18 protein-coding genes and 2 pseudogenes are annotated in these 17,801 nt (G+C 61.9%); 8 read left to right on the top strand and 12 right to left on the bottom strand.

Going from position 1 to position 17,801, the window contains the following annotated elements; translation table 11 throughout:
- Window positions 1-188: 188 nt before the first annotated feature.
- Together AC6RIC_RS25985 and AC6RIC_RS25990 are read right to left on the bottom strand one after the other, a co-directional pair.
- Window positions 189-1,862 (bottom strand): recombinase family protein, encoded by a 1,674-nt coding sequence (locus AC6RIC_RS25985; RefSeq protein ID WP_499734537.1) that lies wholly within the window; start codon window positions 1,860-1,862, stop codon window positions 189-191.
- 29 nt (window positions 1,863-1,891) lie between these two features.
- A pseudogene (locus AC6RIC_RS25990) lies at window positions 1,892-2,317 on the bottom strand (magnesium chelatase domain-containing protein); the annotation flags it as partial.
- 149 nt (window positions 2,318-2,466) lie between these two features.
- Between AC6RIC_RS25990 and AC6RIC_RS25995 the strand changes: the two are divergent.
- The 4 genes from AC6RIC_RS25995 (at window position 2,467) to AC6RIC_RS26010 (ending at window position 6,218) form a co-directional block, all read left to right on the top strand.
- Window positions 2,467-3,759 (top strand): tyrosine-type recombinase/integrase, encoded by a 1,293-nt coding sequence (locus tag AC6RIC_RS25995; protein WP_499734538.1) that lies wholly within the window; start codon window positions 2,467-2,469, stop codon window positions 3,757-3,759.
- Between the two features lie 115 nt (window positions 3,760-3,874).
- Window positions 3,875-4,774 (top strand): hypothetical protein, encoded by a 900-nt coding sequence (locus tag AC6RIC_RS26000; protein ID WP_499734539.1) that lies wholly within the window; start codon window positions 3,875-3,877, stop codon window positions 4,772-4,774.
- 121 nt (window positions 4,775-4,895) lie between these two features.
- Complete coding sequence (locus AC6RIC_RS26005; RefSeq protein WP_499734540.1) at window positions 4,896-5,126, top strand: hypothetical protein; 231 nt, start codon at window positions 4,896-4,898, stop codon at window positions 5,124-5,126.
- Window positions 5,127-5,558: 432 nt separating this feature from the next.
- Window positions 5,559-6,218 carry a hypothetical protein gene (locus AC6RIC_RS26010; protein ID WP_499734541.1) on the top strand — a complete coding sequence of 220 codons (660 nt, stop codon included), beginning with the start codon at window positions 5,559-5,561 and terminating at the stop codon, window positions 6,216-6,218.
- Window positions 6,219-6,687: 469 nt separating this feature from the next.
- Here AC6RIC_RS26010 and AC6RIC_RS26015 read toward each other — a convergent pair whose 3' ends face one another.
- The 3 genes from AC6RIC_RS26015 to AC6RIC_RS26025 are packed head-to-tail and all read right to left on the bottom strand — an operon-like array spanning window position 6,688 to window position 8,578.
- Window positions 6,688-7,290 carry a hypothetical protein gene (locus tag AC6RIC_RS26015; RefSeq protein ID WP_499734542.1) on the bottom strand — a complete coding sequence of 201 codons (603 nt, stop codon included), beginning with the start codon at window positions 7,288-7,290 and terminating at the stop codon, window positions 6,688-6,690.
- Between the two features lie 49 nt (window positions 7,291-7,339).
- Window positions 7,340-8,350, bottom strand: a complete 1,011-nt coding sequence (locus tag AC6RIC_RS26020; RefSeq protein WP_499734543.1) for a hypothetical protein — start codon at window positions 8,348-8,350, stop codon at window positions 7,340-7,342.
- Window positions 8,351-8,392: 42 nt separating this feature from the next.
- Entirely contained in the window at window positions 8,393-8,578 is a 186-nt protein-coding gene (locus AC6RIC_RS26025) for a hypothetical protein (RefSeq protein WP_499736673.1), read from the bottom strand.
- On the opposite strand from AC6RIC_RS26025, the gene AC6RIC_RS26030 reads away from it, so the two are divergent.
- Window positions 8,513-8,731: a helix-turn-helix domain-containing protein gene (locus AC6RIC_RS26030; RefSeq protein WP_499734544.1), complete on the top strand. Its 219-nt coding sequence runs from the start codon at window positions 8,513-8,515 to the stop codon at window positions 8,729-8,731. The genes AC6RIC_RS26025 and AC6RIC_RS26030 overlap by 66 nt on opposite strands.
- A gap of 151 nt (window positions 8,732-8,882) precedes the next feature.
- Here the strand turns inward: AC6RIC_RS26030 and AC6RIC_RS26035 are convergent.
- Window positions 8,883-9,218, bottom strand: a pseudogene (locus AC6RIC_RS26035) (transposase); the annotation flags it as partial.
- Window positions 9,219-9,377: 159 nt separating this feature from the next.
- On the opposite strand from AC6RIC_RS26035, the gene AC6RIC_RS26040 reads away from it, so the two are divergent.
- Together AC6RIC_RS26040 and AC6RIC_RS26045 are read left to right on the top strand one after the other, a co-directional pair.
- Window positions 9,378-9,728 (top strand): transposase, encoded by a 351-nt coding sequence (locus AC6RIC_RS26040; protein ID WP_499734545.1) that lies wholly within the window; start codon window positions 9,378-9,380, stop codon window positions 9,726-9,728.
- Window positions 9,701-10,525, top strand: a complete 825-nt coding sequence (locus tag AC6RIC_RS26045; protein ID WP_499736660.1) for an IS3 family transposase — start codon at window positions 9,701-9,703, stop codon at window positions 10,523-10,525. The genes AC6RIC_RS26040 and AC6RIC_RS26045 overlap by 28 nt, the downstream gene beginning before the upstream one ends.
- Before the next feature lie 142 nt (window positions 10,526-10,667).
- Here the strand turns inward: AC6RIC_RS26045 and istB are convergent, their stop codons facing one another.
- The 4 genes from istB to AC6RIC_RS26065 form a co-directional block, all read right to left on the bottom strand.
- Entirely contained in the window at window positions 10,668-11,396 is a 729-nt protein-coding gene (gene istB / locus AC6RIC_RS26050; RefSeq protein WP_257735803.1) for an IS21-like element helper ATPase IstB, read from the bottom strand.
- The gene (gene istA, locus AC6RIC_RS26055; RefSeq protein WP_499734546.1) at window positions 11,396-12,895 is read right to left on the bottom strand and encodes an IS21 family transposase; all 1,500 of its coding nucleotides are present in this window, start codon (window positions 12,893-12,895) and stop codon (window positions 11,396-11,398) included. The genes istB and istA overlap by 1 nt, the downstream gene beginning before the upstream one ends.
- A gap of 907 nt (window positions 12,896-13,802) precedes the next feature.
- Entirely contained in the window at window positions 13,803-13,949 is a 147-nt protein-coding gene (locus tag AC6RIC_RS26060) for a helix-turn-helix domain-containing protein (protein WP_499736661.1), read from the bottom strand.
- 76 nt (window positions 13,950-14,025) lie between these two features.
- Entirely contained in the window at window positions 14,026-14,301 is a 276-nt protein-coding gene (locus AC6RIC_RS26065; protein WP_499734547.1) for a WGR domain-containing protein, read from the bottom strand.
- 1,018 nt (window positions 14,302-15,319) lie between these two features.
- On the opposite strand from AC6RIC_RS26065, the gene AC6RIC_RS26070 reads away from it, so the two are divergent.
- Window positions 15,320-16,177: a MurR/RpiR family transcriptional regulator gene (locus tag AC6RIC_RS26070; protein ID WP_499734548.1), complete on the top strand. Its 858-nt coding sequence runs from the start codon at window positions 15,320-15,322 to the stop codon at window positions 16,175-16,177.
- Window positions 16,178-16,284: 107 nt separating this feature from the next.
- Here AC6RIC_RS26070 and AC6RIC_RS26075 read toward each other — a convergent pair whose 3' ends face one another.
- The gene (locus AC6RIC_RS26075) at window positions 16,285-17,076 is read right to left on the bottom strand and encodes an ABC transporter permease (protein WP_499734549.1); all 792 of its coding nucleotides are present in this window, start codon (window positions 17,074-17,076) and stop codon (window positions 16,285-16,287) included.
- Window positions 17,054-17,755 carry an ABC transporter permease gene (locus AC6RIC_RS26080; protein WP_499734550.1) on the bottom strand — a complete coding sequence of 234 codons (702 nt, stop codon included), beginning with the start codon at window positions 17,753-17,755 and terminating at the stop codon, window positions 17,054-17,056. The genes AC6RIC_RS26075 and AC6RIC_RS26080 overlap by 23 nt, the downstream gene beginning before the upstream one ends.
- Window positions 17,756-17,801 lie beyond the last annotated feature (46 nt).

A 17,801-nucleotide genomic window follows, 5' to 3' on the forward strand; every position in this document is an offset into this window, starting at 1 on the left:
CATTTTCAGGACGATGGCCCGGCGATCCGATCTACCCGTAGATTCGAATGGTGGTGTTTTACCCCTATTTTGGGGCATTCTCGACCGGTCTGTTCTAGATCCGTTCACTCTCAGCACGGCTCATTCGACCTCGTTCTGACACCATTGCGGCACCGCGAAGACCGTCGATTTCATCGGCGTATCGGACGTCATCTCCGCTTCCAGCGTTCGGGAATGGCGCTCTCCGCTGCCTGCCTTTCCGCGACCGCCTCCGCATGCAGCTCCATCTCCCGGATATGATCGGGGTGATCGTTCAACACCTCGATCGAGCGGGACGGTGCCGCCTTGCCGCCAAGGACCTTCGGCGTCCGCCGCGTCATCGTGATCGAATGGACACCTAGCTGCACCACCTCCACGATCCCGCGGACCTCGGCGGCTAGACGCGTGCGGAGCTCGCGGCTCTCCTCGCCAGCCTCCTCCAAAGCGGCCATGATGCCGGCGAAAGCCTCCTGACGCTGAGCCCAGGTCGGCTCGGAGGCGCTTCGCCGATCATGACGCCTTAGCTCGGCGATCTGCTTGCGAAGCTCTTTGATGCGCTCGCCACATTGTCGGTAGCGCACCTTCGCTTCTTCATCCTCCTCCTCGACCAGATCCAAAAGCGCCTTGCGAGCCTTCGTCTCTCGCACGATCCGGGCTTCGAGGTCCTGCTCTGTCGGGCCCTCCGGGATCGGCTCTGGCTCCGCCACCTTCGCGAGCTCGCCGCTGCCGATCGCCTTCAGCACGATCTCCTCGACGTCTTCCAGATCCCAGTTTCGGTCGTTGAGACATTCGAGCCCGCGCCGCCTATCCGAGCAGGAGAGATATCGTCCGCCCTTCGGGCCGGGGCCCTTGTTCACGTGCAACATCCGCGCCCCGCAGACCTTGCAGCGCACCAGCCCACGCAGGATGGGCACGCGTGTATCGCCGTGACGGCCGCCGCTATCGTTACGGCGTTCCCTGGCGGTGTTCGCGCGCTGCCAAGTCAGCTCGTCCACCGCGGCCGGATAGTAATCGGGGATCGCATCGCCGACGGGCCGGCGCTTGCCGTCCTGGCCGAAGGACCAAGCCTGCATCTCGCCGATCGTCGCGCGGTTCGAGATGACCTTGGAGACATAGGATGGCTGCCACTTCTTCGCCCGGAAGGCCGGGACCTTCTCCTGGTTGAGATCGCGGCAGATCGCGTACTTCCCCTGTCCGGCGATGCTCCTCGCGAAAATCCTTTGGATGATCTCCACCCGCTCCGGAATAGGGACGATGCGCTTGCCGTCCTTGTCCTTCACGACCTTGAGCCATGCCGGGACGCGGCTCGTCACCACCGCTTTCGTCGCCGCAGCCTGCGCCCGCTTGTTCGTCCAGGCCTCGGATAGCCGCTTCGCCTTCGTTCGGCTTTCCTCATGCGCGCGGGTCATGATGACCAGAGAGATGAAGAGCGGACTGGTGTCCTCCTTGAGCCGCTTGGAGGAATATTCCTGCCCGTCCATCAGCGTCACGACGACGACGCCACTCTTGATCAGCTCAAGGAACCTCGGAAGGACGTCGATCACCGCCTCACGGCTCAGGCGGTCGAGGCTCTCGACGAGCAAGAACGACCCCTTTGCCACTCGACCGCTCTCGACCAGCGCGAGGAAGCCGGCCAACGCCCCTTCGGTTCTGTTCTGGCCACGATATGCGCTGACGCCGAGGTCGCGGAGGCTGTCGTCGAGCACGACGCCCCGCTTCTCCGCCCAGTCTCGGGCGTTCTTGAGCTGGCGGCGAAGGCTGTCGCCTCGAAGTTGCTCGGGGCGAGAAAACCGGATGTAGGAATAGGCGATCGGCTGCATGCCCACATAATCGGACGCCGACATGGGCCTCGTCAACAAATAGGTCACAACCTAAGGAGATTGTGCCCGCCCGCCGCCGCGATCTCGAGCACCCGCCGCGCGCTTTCCTGGCCCTTGACGTCGGCCAGGTCCGGCAAGGGGCCAGCCTGGCGCGCCACAGCCGGCTCGGGCCGGGCCATCACCTGCGTACCCTTGAAATGGTTGGCGAGCTGGATCAGCGAACGCGGCGCCAGAATGTCGATATCCGCAGCGGCCCAGGCCGCTTCCGAGCCAGACGCCGCCGGGCAGATCAGGCCTTGCCCCCTCGCATAGGCCGCGATCGCCGCCGGCAGGACGCCCGCCACCGGCGCGATCGAGCCGTCGAGCGCCAGTTCGCCTAGGACCGCGTAGCCGGACAGAGCGTCGGCCGGGATCGCCCCGATCGCGGCCATCACGGCGAGCGCGATCGGCAGGTCGTAATGGCTGCCCTCCTTGGGCAGCTATTGCGGGATTACGCTGAGTTACCCGGAATTTCGCGATGTGGACAAGCCCTTGCAAATGCGCCAGATTCAGATGATCTCAATGGCGATTGGCGTATCCTCAACGCGCCTGACATTACCCTGGCCTGCTTACCCGGTGCTTACCCGACATGGCACGTCTCACGATCAGGACGATCGACGCCGCCAAGCCGAAAGGCTCGGATGTCTTCCTATGGGATGACGACTTGCCGGGGTTCGGCCTGCGCGTGAAGCCGAGTGGGGCGAAGTCGTTCCTCATCCAATATCGCAACAAGAACGGTCGCAGCCGGCGTCTCACAATCGGACGCTATGGGGTGCTGGCCCCTGACGAGGCGCGTGACATTGCAAAGGACCATTTGAGAGATGCTGCCAAGGGCCTGGACCCAGCGGAGCAGAAGGCGGCCGACCGAGACGCCAAGACCGTCGCGCAGCTCTGCCGCGAATATCTTGAGAAAGCGCAAGCCGGACTGATCCTGACGAAGAACGGGCGCCCCAAGAAGGCGACGACGCTCGAAATCGACCAAGGCCGAATTGATCGGCACATTATCCCGTTGCTCGGCAATCGCACGGTGAAGGATTTGACCTCCGCTGACGTTCGCGGCTTCGTTCGCGATGTCACGGCTGGGAAGACGGCCCGGAACGAAAAGACCGATGCCGGCGGGCGATCGATCGTGACAGGTGGTGGAGGCACCGCAGCCCGTACACTGGGTCTCTTCGGGGCAATCCTGTCCTATGCAATCGAAGAGGGATTCCGCGCTGACAACCCCGCTCGCGGCATCAAGAAGCGGAAGGACGGCCGGCGCCAAGTCCGACTTGAGGCAGAGGGCTACCACGCCCTTGGAACGAAGCTCGATGAGCTTGAGCAGGCCGGTACGCGGTGGCAGGCAATCGCCATCGGTCGGTTGCTCGCGCTGACAGGTTGCCGGCGAAGCGAGATTGAAAAGCTGCGGCTCGATGAAGTTGATCTGCGCTCGCGGCGCCTCAGGCTAGGCGATACGAAGACTGGCTACAGCGTTCGCCCGCTCGGCTTGGCGGCAGCGGCGGTGCTGGAAGCCGCGCTGAAGCGCAATCGCCCGTCCGACTACATATTCCCGGCCGTCAAAGGCAAGACGCCGTGGTTTCAGGACTTCCCTCGGATATGGACTGAAAACTTGAAGTTGGTCGTTCCTGGGGTAACCCCGCATGGGTTGCGCCACTCGCTGGCGTCACACGCGGACGACCTTGGCTTTTCCGACCCAACAATCAAGACGCTGCTTGGCCATGCCCGCAGCGGCGTCACCGACGGATACATTCACAAGCTGGATGCGGCACTCCTAGCAGCGGCTGACCAACTCGCCCAGCACATTGACGACCTCATGAAGCACGGCAAGCGGCCCAAGGCCGATGTTATTCCCATAGCGAGGAGCAGGCGCAAAGTCCCGTGACTGACCAGTCACCGGCACAACCATTGGCGGAACAAGGTCCGCGAAACCTCAGATTTCGATCCGCTCCATGTCTGCAATCTCTCTCTTACTCAGACGGAAATATTTGAGGTGATATTTGAAGGACTGGAGAGAAATCCTTAGAGATCCGCGCCGCTTCCAACTAGTTGATCAAGTTAGATCCGGCGAAATCAGCCCAAAGGATGCAGAAAAACAGGCTGCAGGTTTGGGATTAGTGCGCTTAGCGTATCGACCTGACGCTGTTGATTTCGATCCTATGAATGAGCGATTCTGGACGCTCCCGATGACTGTTTCTTGGATAACGTACCGATCGGCGAACGCAGTTCGAGAAAATTGGCATCGGTATAGATCGCAATGCTTGGAATGGCAGCTTGTCGATCAATTGAGAGGCCCCGGTCGTTCGGGATATGACCTTTTTGAAATTCCGCGAGCGAGTCTGCGGCAACTCCAAACGACTGCGAATGCCGAACAGTCACGAGATCCGAATTCTCACTTTTTCATGCCGGTAGCGGACGCGATTGATGCCCTCTGGCATGCGCTGTCCGAATCCCGCTTAGACGCTTCTGGAATTGAGCCAGTAAGTGGAAAAAGAGTGGCAATAGAACCATTGAGTTTTCAAGATCTTGAACTGGGAGACATCAATCATAACGATGTCCTTCGCGCAAAAACGCTGATCGGTGTCGGACCAGTTCGCTATTCAGAAATCACTGTAACCCTGAGTGGTGTCCTGAAAATTTGGAACGACCGACCGCCGAAATTGCGAGGGCGGCCACCGAAGTACGATTGGGAGACCATTGGCAAATACGCAGTGTCAATCCTTGACCATCATGGCGGAATTGATCCGCTGGATGGTGTCCTTCCTTCCCAGGCTGCTTTGGAAAAACTTGTTCTCTCATTCTGCCAGGAACGTCTAAATATCGCACCGTCTGAATCGATCATCAGGGAGCGTATTCCAGGCTGGATTTCCCTCTATGAGAAGCAGCGGGCCGGAAATTAGTTGCCGGCCTTTCCGGCCTTTCCGGCTGATAGCTCGGGTTGTTTCCCGCATCATTCCTGACAGCGGTGTCGTTGCCGCCGCAATTCCCCGCGTTCCGTGGGGCATATCAGGAGCCATCGGTATGGAAATCAAACCCCTCCGCAGGAATGAGGCTGCTGCCTATTTACGCGACCGCTACCGTCTCGCCTGCGCCGACAAATATCTTGCCAAGCTCGCTGTCACTGGCGGCGGCCCAAAATTCCGCAAGGCTTCGCGCTGGCCGATTTATGACATTGTGGATCTGGATGCTTGGGCACAGGCGAGGATTAGTCCGAAGGTTAGCTCTACCTCGCAGTTGAGGGAGAACGCCTGAGTGATGCACCTCACAAATGCCAACCCGACTCTAGTAACGTCGAGTTCTCCCAGGCGTCATTCCTGGCCGGAACGCCTTTGGATTATAATCGCCGGCGTTTATCGTCGAGCCTCTTCAACGCTTCAATCGCGTCACTGAAGCTCATACCACGTCGGTTGCTTCCTTTCGCGCCTGACCTCCGCAAATGCTCGGCTGTACGCTGCCCGCTTCGGCCGCTGCGCTTCCCCGTTTGGCCGAAAGCTTGCCATAGCCCACGCGTCGGTCGGCCGCCAAGGCCGATCCCAAAGCCCAACCGCTAAGCGCTCCTCCCATGCTGGTTCGTCACTGGCATTCCTACCGACATCGCTGTCTGAATCACCGATCCTGGCGGCCTTCGAGGGATCGGGCAGAAAGCACACCACAGGGTGGCCTTTCGAGGTCAATTGACTACCTATGTCTAAATTTAAATCAGAACAGTTCCGCTCGAAGTACGATCCCGCGATCATGCAGCTGGCGGGTCTCTTCCATGAGGCGGTTCGCGCCGGTGAGGCCGCGCCGTATTTCCTGACGCTGACCTTCAACCGTTACCACGATCGTCATCTCGCCAACTCCGCAAACGAGGTGACGCCAAGCCAGGAGGAGGTCTTGGCTGGCCTGACGCGTCCGATGCCGCCTGCGGCGGCCCTGGACCGTCGCCAAGCCGACGTCCGACGCTTCTACGTCAGGCTTTGCCGCCAGTTGCTCGGGCGGAATTGGGTCGGGATGAGGGATCTGCAGCCCCGCGGTATCGGCTGGCTGGACCGTCCCATCTACAAGGGCGCAAGCAAGCGCAGCCCGCTTGCTCGCCATCCTGGCGATGTGTTCGAGCACGCTCACATCGCCTTGATTGTTCCAACTGCGGCACGGCTGGGCCGCGATACACTTTTGCACGAGCGGTTCGATGAGCTGTGCAACAGTGGCGTGCCCGGTGCAATCTGGCGCCGCTCCAACAGCGAAGGAGAAGCCCATGTCGGTCCGATGTGGGATCCCTACGGCGCCCTTGATTACAGCGCTAAGACGGCAAAGAAAGAGGAGCAGTTCAGCGAGTACATGATCATCCTACCGTGTCGCTGACCGAAGAGCACCAGCTACCCCCCTCTCTCGTGCAGGTGCACGCGCGTAGCAAGGGGGGTGCCAACTCGTGAGGCGAGAGGCGCGGCCGCCTTTTGGTCGGCCCTCTGCTGTGCTCGAATAGATTGATTTCGTCGGCATCACATTGGTCCGTCAGGCAAGAGTGCGCGCAATAAGTCCTTTGACGTTGTGGGTATGTGGTGCCGACGGTCGGTGTCCACGAGCCGATTCAGCGCTGGATTGGCCGGGGTATGAGGGGGTATTGGTTCGTACCCCCGACGGAGCAAAATCGCCGTTTCCATGCCAATGCCCCTGGCGTGCGCGATTTGGACGCTGCAGGCGCGATAGGGGTACGGACCGGGTATAACCGCGCCCCACGATCGCAGAGCATCGCCTTCGGCGTGTGCGAGGTCGCGATCGTGGTTTCGAGGGGAACGCTTAGCGCGACGACATACCCTCGCGGCAACGTCGGTCACTGATATTGGATCGCGGGATTGTAGTAGCCGACGCCCTTGTCGCGACATTCCGTTCGAGTTTCTCCAGCGCCGGGGCGGGTGACGCATTCAATGCTGCCCGACGATGCGGATTGTAATTGCATCGCTCGCAGCCTTCGCTGTTGCGCCAAGGCAGTTTCGTATTGCGCCTCCGCGGATTGTTGCGCCTGCCTTCGGCTCATCGCCTCGGAGGTCAAGTCGGCGTTCACCTTGGAGAACTCGAGCTCCGCCTCTGCCTCCGTTAGCTGCTTGCGATCCGTCTTCTCCGCGATGACAAGCCGCGACTGCCAACGCACTGCCGCAAGGTCGGCGCCCCAGACCTCGCCGAGGCGCACCTCCGCAGCGTTGTGGCACCGCGCTCGCTCGACGTTAGTCTTGAAGCTCTGCTGCCGACAGGCACCACGCCTCGTCTCGACATCTGCTGAGACCTGATCAGCGACGCTGACGCAACCGCCGAGCGCCAGAACGAGCCCGATCGTTGCGGCTAGGCGCGCGCTTCCGCGCGCCTCTTGGAAGCCACCTCTGCGCTGCGTCAGCCCATGCAAGCCGTAAGCGGGAGGAACACGAACCGTTATCGACATGGCAGACAACCCAGCAATGGCTGTGAGGGAAGGGAGACAGCGAGCTCCATCAGCCGAAGGAGCATTCGCGCTGGAGGGGCTCGCCATGCGGCGCGGGCGGACGACCGGTGCGGGCTGAGGAGGGCTTGCGATCGGCATCAATCGCCTTCCGCAACCCTCGCCTCGACACCAATGCCGTCAGGTATCCGCCGAGCAGCCATGTGCCGAAGAACCCGATCAGGTATCCCAAGTCCCGAAAGCTGACGCCTCCCTCAAACAAAGAGGTGGGCCTCCGCCAACCGAACAGGACATCACATGCCAGGACCAACGCTCCAAGCAGGATGGCGCCGGTCGCCCAGTTCGACGTGATCCGGGCGACGGCGGATGCCGGGTTCAACATGAACGGCGCTTTCAGGCTGTAGCGAGCCCATCGTCCGCAGAAATATCCGGCGCCGGCAATCCCAAGCGTGACAGCGGCGAATCCAACCAGCATGAGGGCGGCAAAGGAACCATCGCCCCTCGACAGCAAGGGTACGGTCGAAATCGCCGCCAGCGCTCCTCCACCGATTGCAGCATTGCGCGCCCACCGTTGCGGCAATCGGAGAAGCCACGCCTCTGTATGGTTTTGCGGAGGCAGTTTTGGCTGAGCCGAGAGGAGCGGCGAGCATGCGGCGTTCGCTTCAGAATGAGCGGTCTCCGGAGCAGATGACCGGAAGCCGCGCGCAACCCAACAAACCGCGACGATGACGAGCCCGATGAACATCCCAGGGCCGAGCAGGATCGCCGAGAAGCGCGGGATGTTGAGATATCGTCTGTGAGACGGCATACCGACATAGGGAATGTCATCAAACAGCGCGTCGAGGTCCGTTACCGCACGGGTTCGCGGGAAGAGGCCGCAATCGCGATTCCAATGGCGCGTTGCCGGCGGTGTTGGTGACCCATTCGGCTCCCAGCATGTGAAAAAGCCATCGCCTACCCGGCCTTGCCCGGCCTGATATTCCAGTGTGGCAAGACCGATCATAGCCACCGCCCATGCGGCTGCGATAACGATTCCAAGTCGGTGCCAGCCGTTCAATGCCACGTCGCTCTCCAGCGCTTCTTGCTGTTCGATGAGTGCTGCTCGTCAGGAAATGGCGCGGCAGCGGAGCATGAGAGACCCTTGACCGAACGGAATATCATGCTTGGCGATGAATAGGAACGATCGTTCCTGGATTGATCGTTCCTCCACACCGCTTTTGGCGGCATGGATCTCAAGGATGTCCTGGCCGCCAATGTGCGACGCCTGCGGCACGAGCAGCAGCTGACGCAAGAAGGCCTTGCCGAACGCGCCGGGATCAGCAGCCGTTATGTCGGAGCCGTCGAGCGAGCAGATGTCTCTGCTAGCGTCACGATCCTTGGCCAGATCGCGGAAGCTTTGGGCGTTGAGCCGAACGAGCTCCTTAGCCCAACCCGAAAGCCTTGAAGCGACAGCACCGTGCGCGCCTTAATTGGCCCTTTGCCGACCTTCGACTGCCTTCTCCGCGACGTCTGCTTTGCGCCGATGTCGTTGAAAAAAGTCGGCTTGGAGGGCGACCCCGGCACGTTTCGGATTTGGCCAGTCGGGTTTCGCCCTCTCACGCGGGCCTGAACTGCGGTCCGTTCGGCAGGAGCCTTGTGAGCTTCCTGAGGTTCTGAGCAGCGGCGGCGAGGTGGAACTCGTCTCTGGCGCCGTTCGGGCCGCGCAGTCGCAGCCGGTCGAGCCTCAGGATGCGCTTGAGATGGGCGAAGAGCATCTCGACCTTCTTCCGCTCGCGCCGTGAGACGACATAGGCGTCGGTCTGGGCGATGTCCCTGGCCATGTCGCGGGCGCCTTCGTGGATCGAACGCAGGATCTTGCGGGCCGGGGTGTTTGGGCAGCAGTGCGGCTTCAGCGTGCAGGCGTCGCAGACAAATTTGCTGGCGTGGTAGCGCATCATACCGTTCTCATCGACGAGCGGGCGCTCGGTTCGATAGACCTTCTTGTCAAACGGCCCGCAAAGTTGCCCCCCGATTGGAGTGCGCCCCTTGAGGCGGACAGCGCGACGGTGAGCAATTGACCGGGAAGCCGGGCTTTCGAAGGATGAAAGCCCATGGTTCGACATCGATCCCACAGCATCGAGTTCAAGCGCCAGGTGGCGCAGGATTACTTGGCGGGCGAGACACTCCATAGTCTCGCGCGCCGACATGATCTGTCGCGCAACCTGATCCGCATCTGGATCCAGAAGTTCGAGGGCGGCGCCTTCGACGACGATGCGGCCGCCGCCGATACGATCGAGGCCTACGAGGCGCGCATCGCGGCGTTGGAGCGGTTGGTCGGCAGGCAGGCCCTGGAAATCGAGTTCCTAAAGGGGGCTCTGAAGCACGGACCGCGGCCGAGAAGCGCGAGTACATCCATCGTCACCGGCCCCGCGGCATCTCCGTCGCAGAAGGATGTCGGCTGATGGGGATCGCGCGCTCGACCTATTACGACAAGCCGGCCACCAGCATCGACAACACGGCGCTCGTCGAAACGATGGCGGTGATCTCCGACTGTTTCGAAGCCTATGGCTACCGCCGGATGCAGGCCGCGCTGCGGCACCGCGGCTTTGTCGTCAATCATAAGAAAATCCGGCGCCTGATGCGGGAGCATGGTCTTCAGCCGCGTCGGCGCCGGCGCTATGTCGCCACCACCGATGGCGACCACGAACTGCCGATCTTCCCGAACCTCGCGAAGGATATCGTGCCGGATGGGCCGAACCAGCTTTGGGTGGCCGACATCACCTACGTCGCGATCGCTGCGGGCTTCGTCTACGTTGCCGTCATCCTCGACGCCTGGTCGCGCAAGGTTGTCGGGTTTGCCATCGGCCCCTCGATCGACGTCAGGCTGACGCTAGCTGCCCTGCGCTCCGCCATCGAAAAGCGAAAACCGCCGCCCGGCTGCGTCCACCACACCGACCGCGGATCGCAATATGCTGCGGGGCGTTATAGGCACGCTCTGGCCGAACACGGTCTCGTCGGATCGATGGGGCGCCGCGGCAACCCCTACGATAACGCCAAGGCCGAGAGCTTCATGAAGACGCTCAAAGTCGAAGCCGTCTATCCGATGGCATATGACGCCTTCGAGGATGTCGCCGCCGACCTTCCACGCTTCATCGATCACGTCTACAACGCCAACCGACTGCACTCCGCTCTCGGCTATCTCAGCCCGCAGCAGTTCGAGGATCAACACGCCCGGCTAACGGTTAAATCCGCAGCCTGATCCTGTCTACCCACAGGGGCGCACTCCAGATCGGCGTCCAATGTTGACCCCTTGAGTATGCTTCGCGGCGAGGAGGCGGCGCGGCGGAGCTGGTCTGGATTGCGCAGCCGCGCCGGCTCCGGATCGGTGGTGTGCGGGGAACTCAGAGCCTGTTCTTGAAGCGCCAGCTCTCGTTGCCGGTCTCGACGATGTCGCAGTGATGAGTGAGCCGGTCGAGGAGCGCGGTGGTCATCTTGGCGTCGCCGAAGACGGACGGCCATTCGCCGAAGGCGAGGTTGGTGGTGACGATGACGGAGCTCTGCTCGTAGAGCCTGCTGACCAGGTGGAAGAGCAGTTGTCCTCCGGACTGTGCGAAGGGCAGATAGCCGAGTTCGTCGAGGACGATGAAGTCCATGCGGGCGAGATAATCGGCCATGCGGCCCTGGCGGCCGGCGCGGGCTTCGGCCTCGAGCTTGTTGACGAGATCGACGACATTGAAGAAGCGGCCGCGAGCGCCGGCGCGGATGCAGGCCCGGGCGATCGCGATGGCGAGATGGGTCTTGCCGGTCCCGGTGCCGCCGACGAGGACGACATTGCGCTGATGGGCCAGGAAGTTGCCGCCAGCGAGATCGTGGACGAGCGCCTCGTTGATCGGCGTGTCGTCGAAGGCGAAGTCGGCGATGTCCTTGGCGAGCGGCAGCTTGGCGATAGTGATCTGATACTTGATCGAACGAGCCTGCTTCTCGGCGATCTCGGCGGCGAGCAGATCGCCGACGACGCGCTGGGGCTCGTGCTGGCGCTTTACCGCCGAGGCGATGATCTCGTCGAAGGCGGCCTTCATGCCATAGAGCTTGAGCTCGCCCATGGTGGCGAGAATCTCCGAGCGTTCCATCACACGGCTCTCCTGAGGCTGTCGTAGCGGGCACAATCGGCGGCGGGCTCATGGCGCAGCCGCAAGGCATCGGGCGTCATGATCGTGATCGCTGCCGCGGGCTCGCGGCGCCGGGCCAGGATGTTGATGATCACGTCGGCGGAATGGACGCCTTGCCGCAGAGCGTCCGCGCAGGCGGCTTCGACGGCAGGCAGCCCGTCGCTGAGCACCGCCGTGAGGATCTCGACCATCTGCCGATCGCCGTCTTGAACGGCAGCGAGCTTGCGCCGGACCCGGTCGATCGCGCCGGGCAGAACCCAATCCTTGAAGGGCGCGCCATTACGCAGAGCGCCCGGCTTGCGAGCCAACACCGGGACATAGTGCCAGGGATCGTAGATGGTCTGGTCGCGGCCGTAGCAGCGGGGATGCTCGCCGACGAGGCGCCCGTCCTGGCGCAGTTCGATCCGATCGGCATAGGCGCGGATCTCGACGGGACGCCCGACCGCACTCGCGATGACCGAGTACTTGTTGTTGTCGAAGCGCACGAGGCAGGTCTTCGACACCGAGGCCGGCAGCGCATGGAAGCCATCGAACCGCCCGGCGTAAGGCACGAGGCTCGGCCGCTCGGCTTCGAACATCTCCCAGATCGTGCGGTCACGTTGCTCCGGATGGCGGTGAGCCTTGGCATAGCGGAGCACCTGATCCATCAGCCAGGCGTTCAACTCGTCGTAGTTCTTGACCCGCAGGCGCGGGGCGAAGAAACGCTCCCGCACGAGCCCGACCTGGTTCTCGACCTGTCCCTTCTCCCAGCCGGAGGCCGGCGTACAGGCGACGGGATCGACCAGATAATGGCTGCACATCTGCTGGAAGCGGCGGTTATAGGCCCGCTCCTTGCCGACGAAGATCGTCTCCACCGCGGTCTTCATATTGTCGTAGATGCCGCGCGTGCAGGCGCCTTTGAAGAAGGCGAAGGCCCGGTCATGGGCGTCGAAGACCATCTCCTGGCTCTCGCGCGGATAGGCCCGCACGAACAGCATGCGCGAGTGACAAAGCCGGACGTGCGCGACCTTTACCTGGGTCGTGGCGCCATTGATGACGACGATCTCGTGGCTCCAGTCGAACTGGTAGGCCTCGCCGGGCGCAAAGCTCAAAGGCACATAGGCGTCGGCCGTGACGGCGGATTGCTCGCGGCGCCAGCCTCTCGCATAGCGACGAACGGCATCGTAGCCGCCCTCGAAGCCGAGATCCCGCAGCTCTTCGAAAAGACGGATCAGCGTCAGGCGCTCGCGGGCCGGCTTGCCCTCGTTCGCCATCAGAAGCCGATCCAGCTCAGGGCGCCAGGGCCCTATCTTCGGCTGCGGCTGAACCTTCCGCTCATACTCGAACGACGTCGCGCCAGAGCGCAGCACCTTGCGCACCGTGTTCCGAGAGACGTGCAGCTCGCGGGCGATCTCCTTGATCGTCTTCCCGCGGATCGAAAACTCGCGCCGGATCCGCGCAATCGTATCCACGCCCTTCATCCCCCGCCCGCCCATCCGAAACCAGGACGGACAGTCTCACCGAAACCGGCTCAAGGGGGTCAAAGTTGGACGCCGATCCCCCGCCTCACGGGGTCAAACTTGCACGCCGAAACACAATCACCGCCTCATCCGGTATCGCGAGGAGAGCGGACGTCACAGCCGCTTCATCACGCATCACGCGCCGCATCCGCAATCGGTCCCAGCCCAGGCATCAGAGCAGTACACTGTCACCGGCATTTGTCTCGGACCTCAGCGCTTTGATCGAGGAGCACCAGCCCGAACTCTGAATCCACGGTCACGATCACGGCTCGCACGACTACAACGTCGGTCGAACACGCGTTCTCGCCAATCAGGTCGGCTGTCCGAATGTCCACGGCGATCGTGAAAATCCGTGATTCCCACCCGGCCTGGCTGTCGAGGTTTGATCAAACAATGAGTGGATACGGCCTGCTCTTATGCGAAATGTTTTTGCCGGACATTAGGCTCGGTCCAGAAACGATCTTTTGCCCCGCGCCTCCCGCGGCTGGTTTGAGACCTACGTCGTCAACCGCACCTGCCGCAATGCCGCGGTCTAGATGAGTTGCCCCCGGAGTCCGGTGGGCTTCGACCAGGATGGCCAGAACAGATCCTCGGCGAATTCGTAACACAGCGCTTCGCCAGGGCCAGCCTGCATCCTTCTGGGGCGTCGAGACCTTCAGGCGTGGTCAGTTATTCCGGCGCGATGGATTCGACCAAGTCGATTACGCGCCTGCGTACCTGCGCGCTCCTGATGGCCTGGAACGCTTTGGCGAGAGCGACCCCCTCAGCGGTGGCCATCAGGGCCGACACATCCGTCGCCGCGAAGGCGCCTGCCGCCACGGCCATATGCCGCTCGTGCGACGGAGCACCGGCGGAGAAGAAGGACGGTTCAACTCCCATGACGCGCGCCAGCGCCTGTAGTCGGCTTGCGCTTACTCGGTTGCTGCCCTTCTCGTATTTTTTGAACCTGCTGGAACGTCACCCCCAGCGCATGAGCGAGCTTTTCTTGGCTAAGCCCTAGCACGCGCCGCTGCATGCGGACTTTCTGTCCGACGAACACATCGATGGGGTTCGGCGTCTTCAGCACGAGGCAGGTTCCACTTCGGTGGAGGTTATACGCCCAAAAGCGAGAATTTGGATGCCTGCGCTTGTGTTGCGCGGTAGCCGCGCCTGAGCTTTACGGACTGGAGCTGCGCGGAGGCGGCTTCCGCACTCGCGACGGTCGGAAATAAATCGAGCTGGCGGCGGCCTGGCCGTCCAATGCCGCCCCACTCGCGTGTAATTGCGATGTCGCCGAAATGAGTAGGCTCGAGCGAGAGCGCGTAGAACCTTGCCATGTTTCGGCTGGCGTCGACGCGCTCGAGGCAGCGGGGCAGGGGCGTTTTCATGCCCCGGACGATCGACGGCGAGTGCCGTTGCGTCCAACGAGAGTTTGGAATCAGTCGCCAGCTTTCGATTCACGTCGCATATGTGCGTGTCGAAGACGAACGAGCCGGCGCGAATTCCTTTGCGGGGAGAGAGGCGCCGGCTCGACCACCGACGATGGCGTTATTCATCGGTGATTCCTCAGCCGAGGCAATCACAGCCTTACACGACTGCAGATGCGCTCACTGTCGAATGGGACCCGGCGTTTAAATCAGCTCGCGAACCATGCCGCCGAGGTCATCGCAGGCCCTGATGTCGATTGGTGTCCACAGTATAGGATCGGATGCCCACGCCCAAATCCAGTGGTCAAGCTCGACTGAGGAGCCCCCTGAAAAGACTCCTCTGAAACCGCTAGACCTCGTCGGCATCGACCGGCTGTGGATTGAAGCGCGCTTGTCATCGTTCACAGCGGGGCATCTTCGTCGTCTTTTGGCTTCGCCGAGGCTCGACAATCACCATCATGTTGACCGGCAGAGGCCGCTGCAGATGTTGCTTGTCCTCCCACTCGCCTCGCCGGGTAGCCACTGCTCAACCTCCTCGGGTGTGGTTAGGATAACCGGCATTGCTTTCTAGTGGCTCGGCTTGACGATCTCATTGGGAGACGTCGTCAAGGCCGAATTGCTCGAATTCCAGCTCCTTGTCCCGGCCCTCCTGCAAAACTGTGCGGGGCGTGCAGAAATCCCAAGAAAAAACATGAGCAAGCGGGTTTCCGGAAGCCCAACCGCACATTCGGGGCAGGTCAGACTTGACCGCGCGGAGAAGGAGTACGGTGGCAGCGCGAGAGCCGGTTAGCCAAGGCGTGGTTCGCCGTGAACTTTGGCGAGCGCTCCCAAAAGGGGCCATGGCCGCCTGATCGTCAATCCGCCGCCCCTTACGGTTCGTCTGCCGAAGTCACGAATCAGCATGGTAGAGCTGGCCTTAACGCATACTCGCGAGTTAGAATGAGGGATGGGCCGGATTAAATTACACACCTCACCTATCATGTCGACGCCCACAATTTACGCGAAGATCAAAGAGAAGTACCCTGGGCTTTCAAAAAGTCAGAAAATGTTCGCGGATTTCGTCTTGTCAGATCCGGTCAAGATGGCGCGTGTCAGCATACATGGCGCTGTCGAGGAAGCCCGCGTTTCGTCGGCCACGGCAAACCGGTTCGTCCGCAGCGTGGGTTACAGGAACTACGCCTCGTTTCGCGCCGATCTGATCCAGAACCTCGGCGCAGCCTATGAACCGGTACACCGGCTGAAGCGGGAAATGTCGCAGAAAATGTCGGCGGATGGAATTGTCGCCAACATCCTACGTGAGGATATCGAAAATCTCACTGAGACGATCACCTCCGTCGAGCTCGCAACGTGGCAGGCGGCGGTCGATACGATCAAGAGGGCACGGCGCATCTTCATCGATGGTTTCGACAACGGCGCGGCGCTTGGCCAAATCCTCGCCAACGGCCTGCTGCGGATCAATCCTCATGTCCATGCAGCATCCGGCGGCTCGGGCGGCTTTACCGGCCTTCGCCACATCGTGAACATGAACGGCGAGGATCTCGTTATCGCCATCGCGTTTCCCCGGTACATCAAGGATACGGTGAGACTGGCAGCGCTCGCTCGGTCACGTTCCATCCCAGTGTTGTCGATCACCGATAGCCACCGCTCGCCGCTCGCCGCCATCGGCAACGTCAATATTTTTGTCGCCGCGCAGCGGCAGTTTGGCACGGTTTCCAATGCGGCGATTCTGGCAGTTATCGAGGCGTTGTTGGGAGCCGTCCTGCACGCCCACCCGGCGACGATCCACCATGCCGAAACCTTCGCCGAACTGTCGCTGCCCTGGATTGAGAACCCCTGAGGGCAGGGAAGAGCATTGGGCGGGAAAGTGGCTCCCAATTTACGAAGCGCGCAAAGCAAAGAGTTGGGTCGCCAAATCGCGTCCGATAGGACGCATAGTCCCTTGGCCTAGCCCCAGCGTTGTCTCGCCTTGCGCTCCAGCGCGGTCGCCGTGAAGAAGCAGGCAATCGAGATGACGGCGGCGATCGCGCTCGCGCCCAGCGCGTGGCTCATAGCGAGATCGCCGCGCGCAACGTTGAAGACATAGCCAAGCCCGCCCGTACCCATCAGGAACTCCGCGACGATCGCCGAAAGAATCGCGTTCGTCGCCGAAAGCCGAAATGCGATCGCCCATTGCGGGATGGCTGCGGGCAGGGCGAGAAAACAGAGGCGCCTGAATTTCCCTACCCCCAGAACAAGGAACAGATCATCGCTGCCGGGGGGCAGATTCCGCAGACCCGCCGAGGTGAAGACGAAGGCGGGGAAGAAGGATATGATTGCCACGATGGCGAGAACCGTGCCGGTTTCATACCCGAAAAGCCGGGCAAGGATCGGAATGATCGCGACCACCGGCACCGAGGCGAATATGATGCTCAGCGGCGTCAGAAGGCCGGAGACGAAGCGCGAAAGCCAGGTGGCCACCGCCAGCAGCGTTCCGATAGCCATACCGAGCAGCAGTCCCGCGGCGGCAAGCAGCACGGTCTGCAGCGTCGCCGTGCCGAATTCGCCGGGTTTGGCCAGAATATCCTTCACGATGGAGGAGGGAGAGACCATGACAATGGTGTTGATCGCATAGATCGAAACCACCGCCTCCCAGGCAATCAGAATCGCCAGGACGATCCAGGTACTCGCGAGAAATCTCTTGAGGGTTGGGTTCATGGTTGGGTGCACAAGGTCTCTAGCGGAAGCGTTGCTCGGCATACCTTTGCAATAGACCGAACGACGCGAAAAGACTGAGCGAGACGATCACCGTCAGGACCACCGCGCTCCAGAGCAGCGGGATCTGGAAGTTCTGCATCGCATTGATCATTAGTACGCCGAGCCCGCGTGAGGCGCCGAACCATTCGCCGATAATCACGCCGATCAGCGCGGAGGGCACAGCCAGCCGCATGCCGCCCACGATGATGGGGATCGCCGCCGGAATGTCGAGCATCCGAAGCCGGTCGAGGCGCGAGGCGCCGAGCACGCGCATCAGGTCGCTCCATTCGGGCCGTGTTGAGGCGAAGCTCGATGTCGTTGTCACATACATCACGAAGAAGGTGCCGAGCCCGGCGAGGGCCGCCGGCGTGTTCTCCCGGCCGATGAAAACAATGAAGAGCGGCGCCAGCGCGATCGAGGGAATGGCGTGGATGAACGCGCTCATCGTGTCGAGTCCGGACCGCAACGCCGTGAGGGTATGGGCGAGCATAGCCGCCGCTATGCCAGCGACCAGCCCGAGGCCGTAGCCGATGGCAAGCGAACCGAGCGAGGCGCCAAGCGCGCGCAGGAACAGCGAGCGTCGCGACGCCGTCACGAGAAAAGCGACGACGTCCGACAGGGCGGGCCATGTCAGTCCCAGCCACCTGTTTTGGCCGATTACTTCCCATGCGAGCAGGAACATGCCGATGCCGAGCGTGCCGAGCAGCGCAGAGCCGTGCCGCGGCCGA

Source organism: Allobosea sp. TBD101, assembly GCF_059817965.1.

Bases quoted from the DNA above. Each gene is read 5' to 3' on its own strand.
- AC6RIC_RS25985 (WP_499734537.1), bottom strand. From the start codon at position 1,862: ATGTCGGCGTCCGATTATGTGGGCATGCAGCCGATCGCCTATTCCTAC.
- AC6RIC_RS25995 (WP_499734538.1), top strand. From the start codon at position 2,467: ATGGCACGTCTCACGATCAGGACGATCGACGCCGCCAAGCCGAAAGGC.
- AC6RIC_RS26005 (WP_499734540.1), top strand. From the start codon at position 4,896: ATGGAAATCAAACCCCTCCGCAGGAATGAGGCTGCTGCCTATTTACGC.
- AC6RIC_RS26010 (WP_499734541.1), top strand. From the start codon at position 5,559: ATGTCTAAATTTAAATCAGAACAGTTCCGCTCGAAGTACGATCCCGCG.
- AC6RIC_RS26015 (WP_499734542.1), bottom strand. From the start codon at position 7,290: ATGTCGATAACGGTTCGTGTTCCTCCCGCTTACGGCTTGCATGGGCTG.
- AC6RIC_RS26030 (WP_499734544.1), top strand. From the start codon at position 8,513: ATGGATCTCAAGGATGTCCTGGCCGCCAATGTGCGACGCCTGCGGCAC.
- AC6RIC_RS26040 (WP_499734545.1), top strand. From the start codon at position 9,378: ATGGTTCGACATCGATCCCACAGCATCGAGTTCAAGCGCCAGGTGGCG.
- istB (WP_257735803.1), bottom strand. From the start codon at position 11,396: ATGGAACGCTCGGAGATTCTCGCCACCATGGGCGAGCTCAAGCTCTAT.
- istA (WP_499734546.1), bottom strand. From the start codon at position 12,895: ATGAAGGGCGTGGATACGATTGCGCGGATCCGGCGCGAGTTTTCGATC.
- AC6RIC_RS26060 (WP_499736661.1), bottom strand. From the start codon at position 13,949: ATGCAGCGGCGCGTGCTAGGGCTTAGCCAAGAAAAGCTCGCTCATGCG.
- AC6RIC_RS26065 (WP_499734547.1), bottom strand. From the start codon at position 14,301: ATGAAAACGCCCCTGCCCCGCTGCCTCGAGCGCGTCGACGCCAGCCGA.
- AC6RIC_RS26070 (WP_499734548.1), top strand. From the start codon at position 15,320: ATGTCGACGCCCACAATTTACGCGAAGATCAAAGAGAAGTACCCTGGG.
- AC6RIC_RS26075 (WP_499734549.1), bottom strand. From the start codon at position 17,076: ATGCCGAGCAACGCTTCCGCTAGAGACCTTGTGCACCCAACCATGAAC.
- AC6RIC_RS26080 (WP_499734550.1), bottom strand. From the start codon at position 17,755: ATGTTCCTGCTCGCATGGGAAGTAATCGGCCAAAACAGGTGGCTGGGA.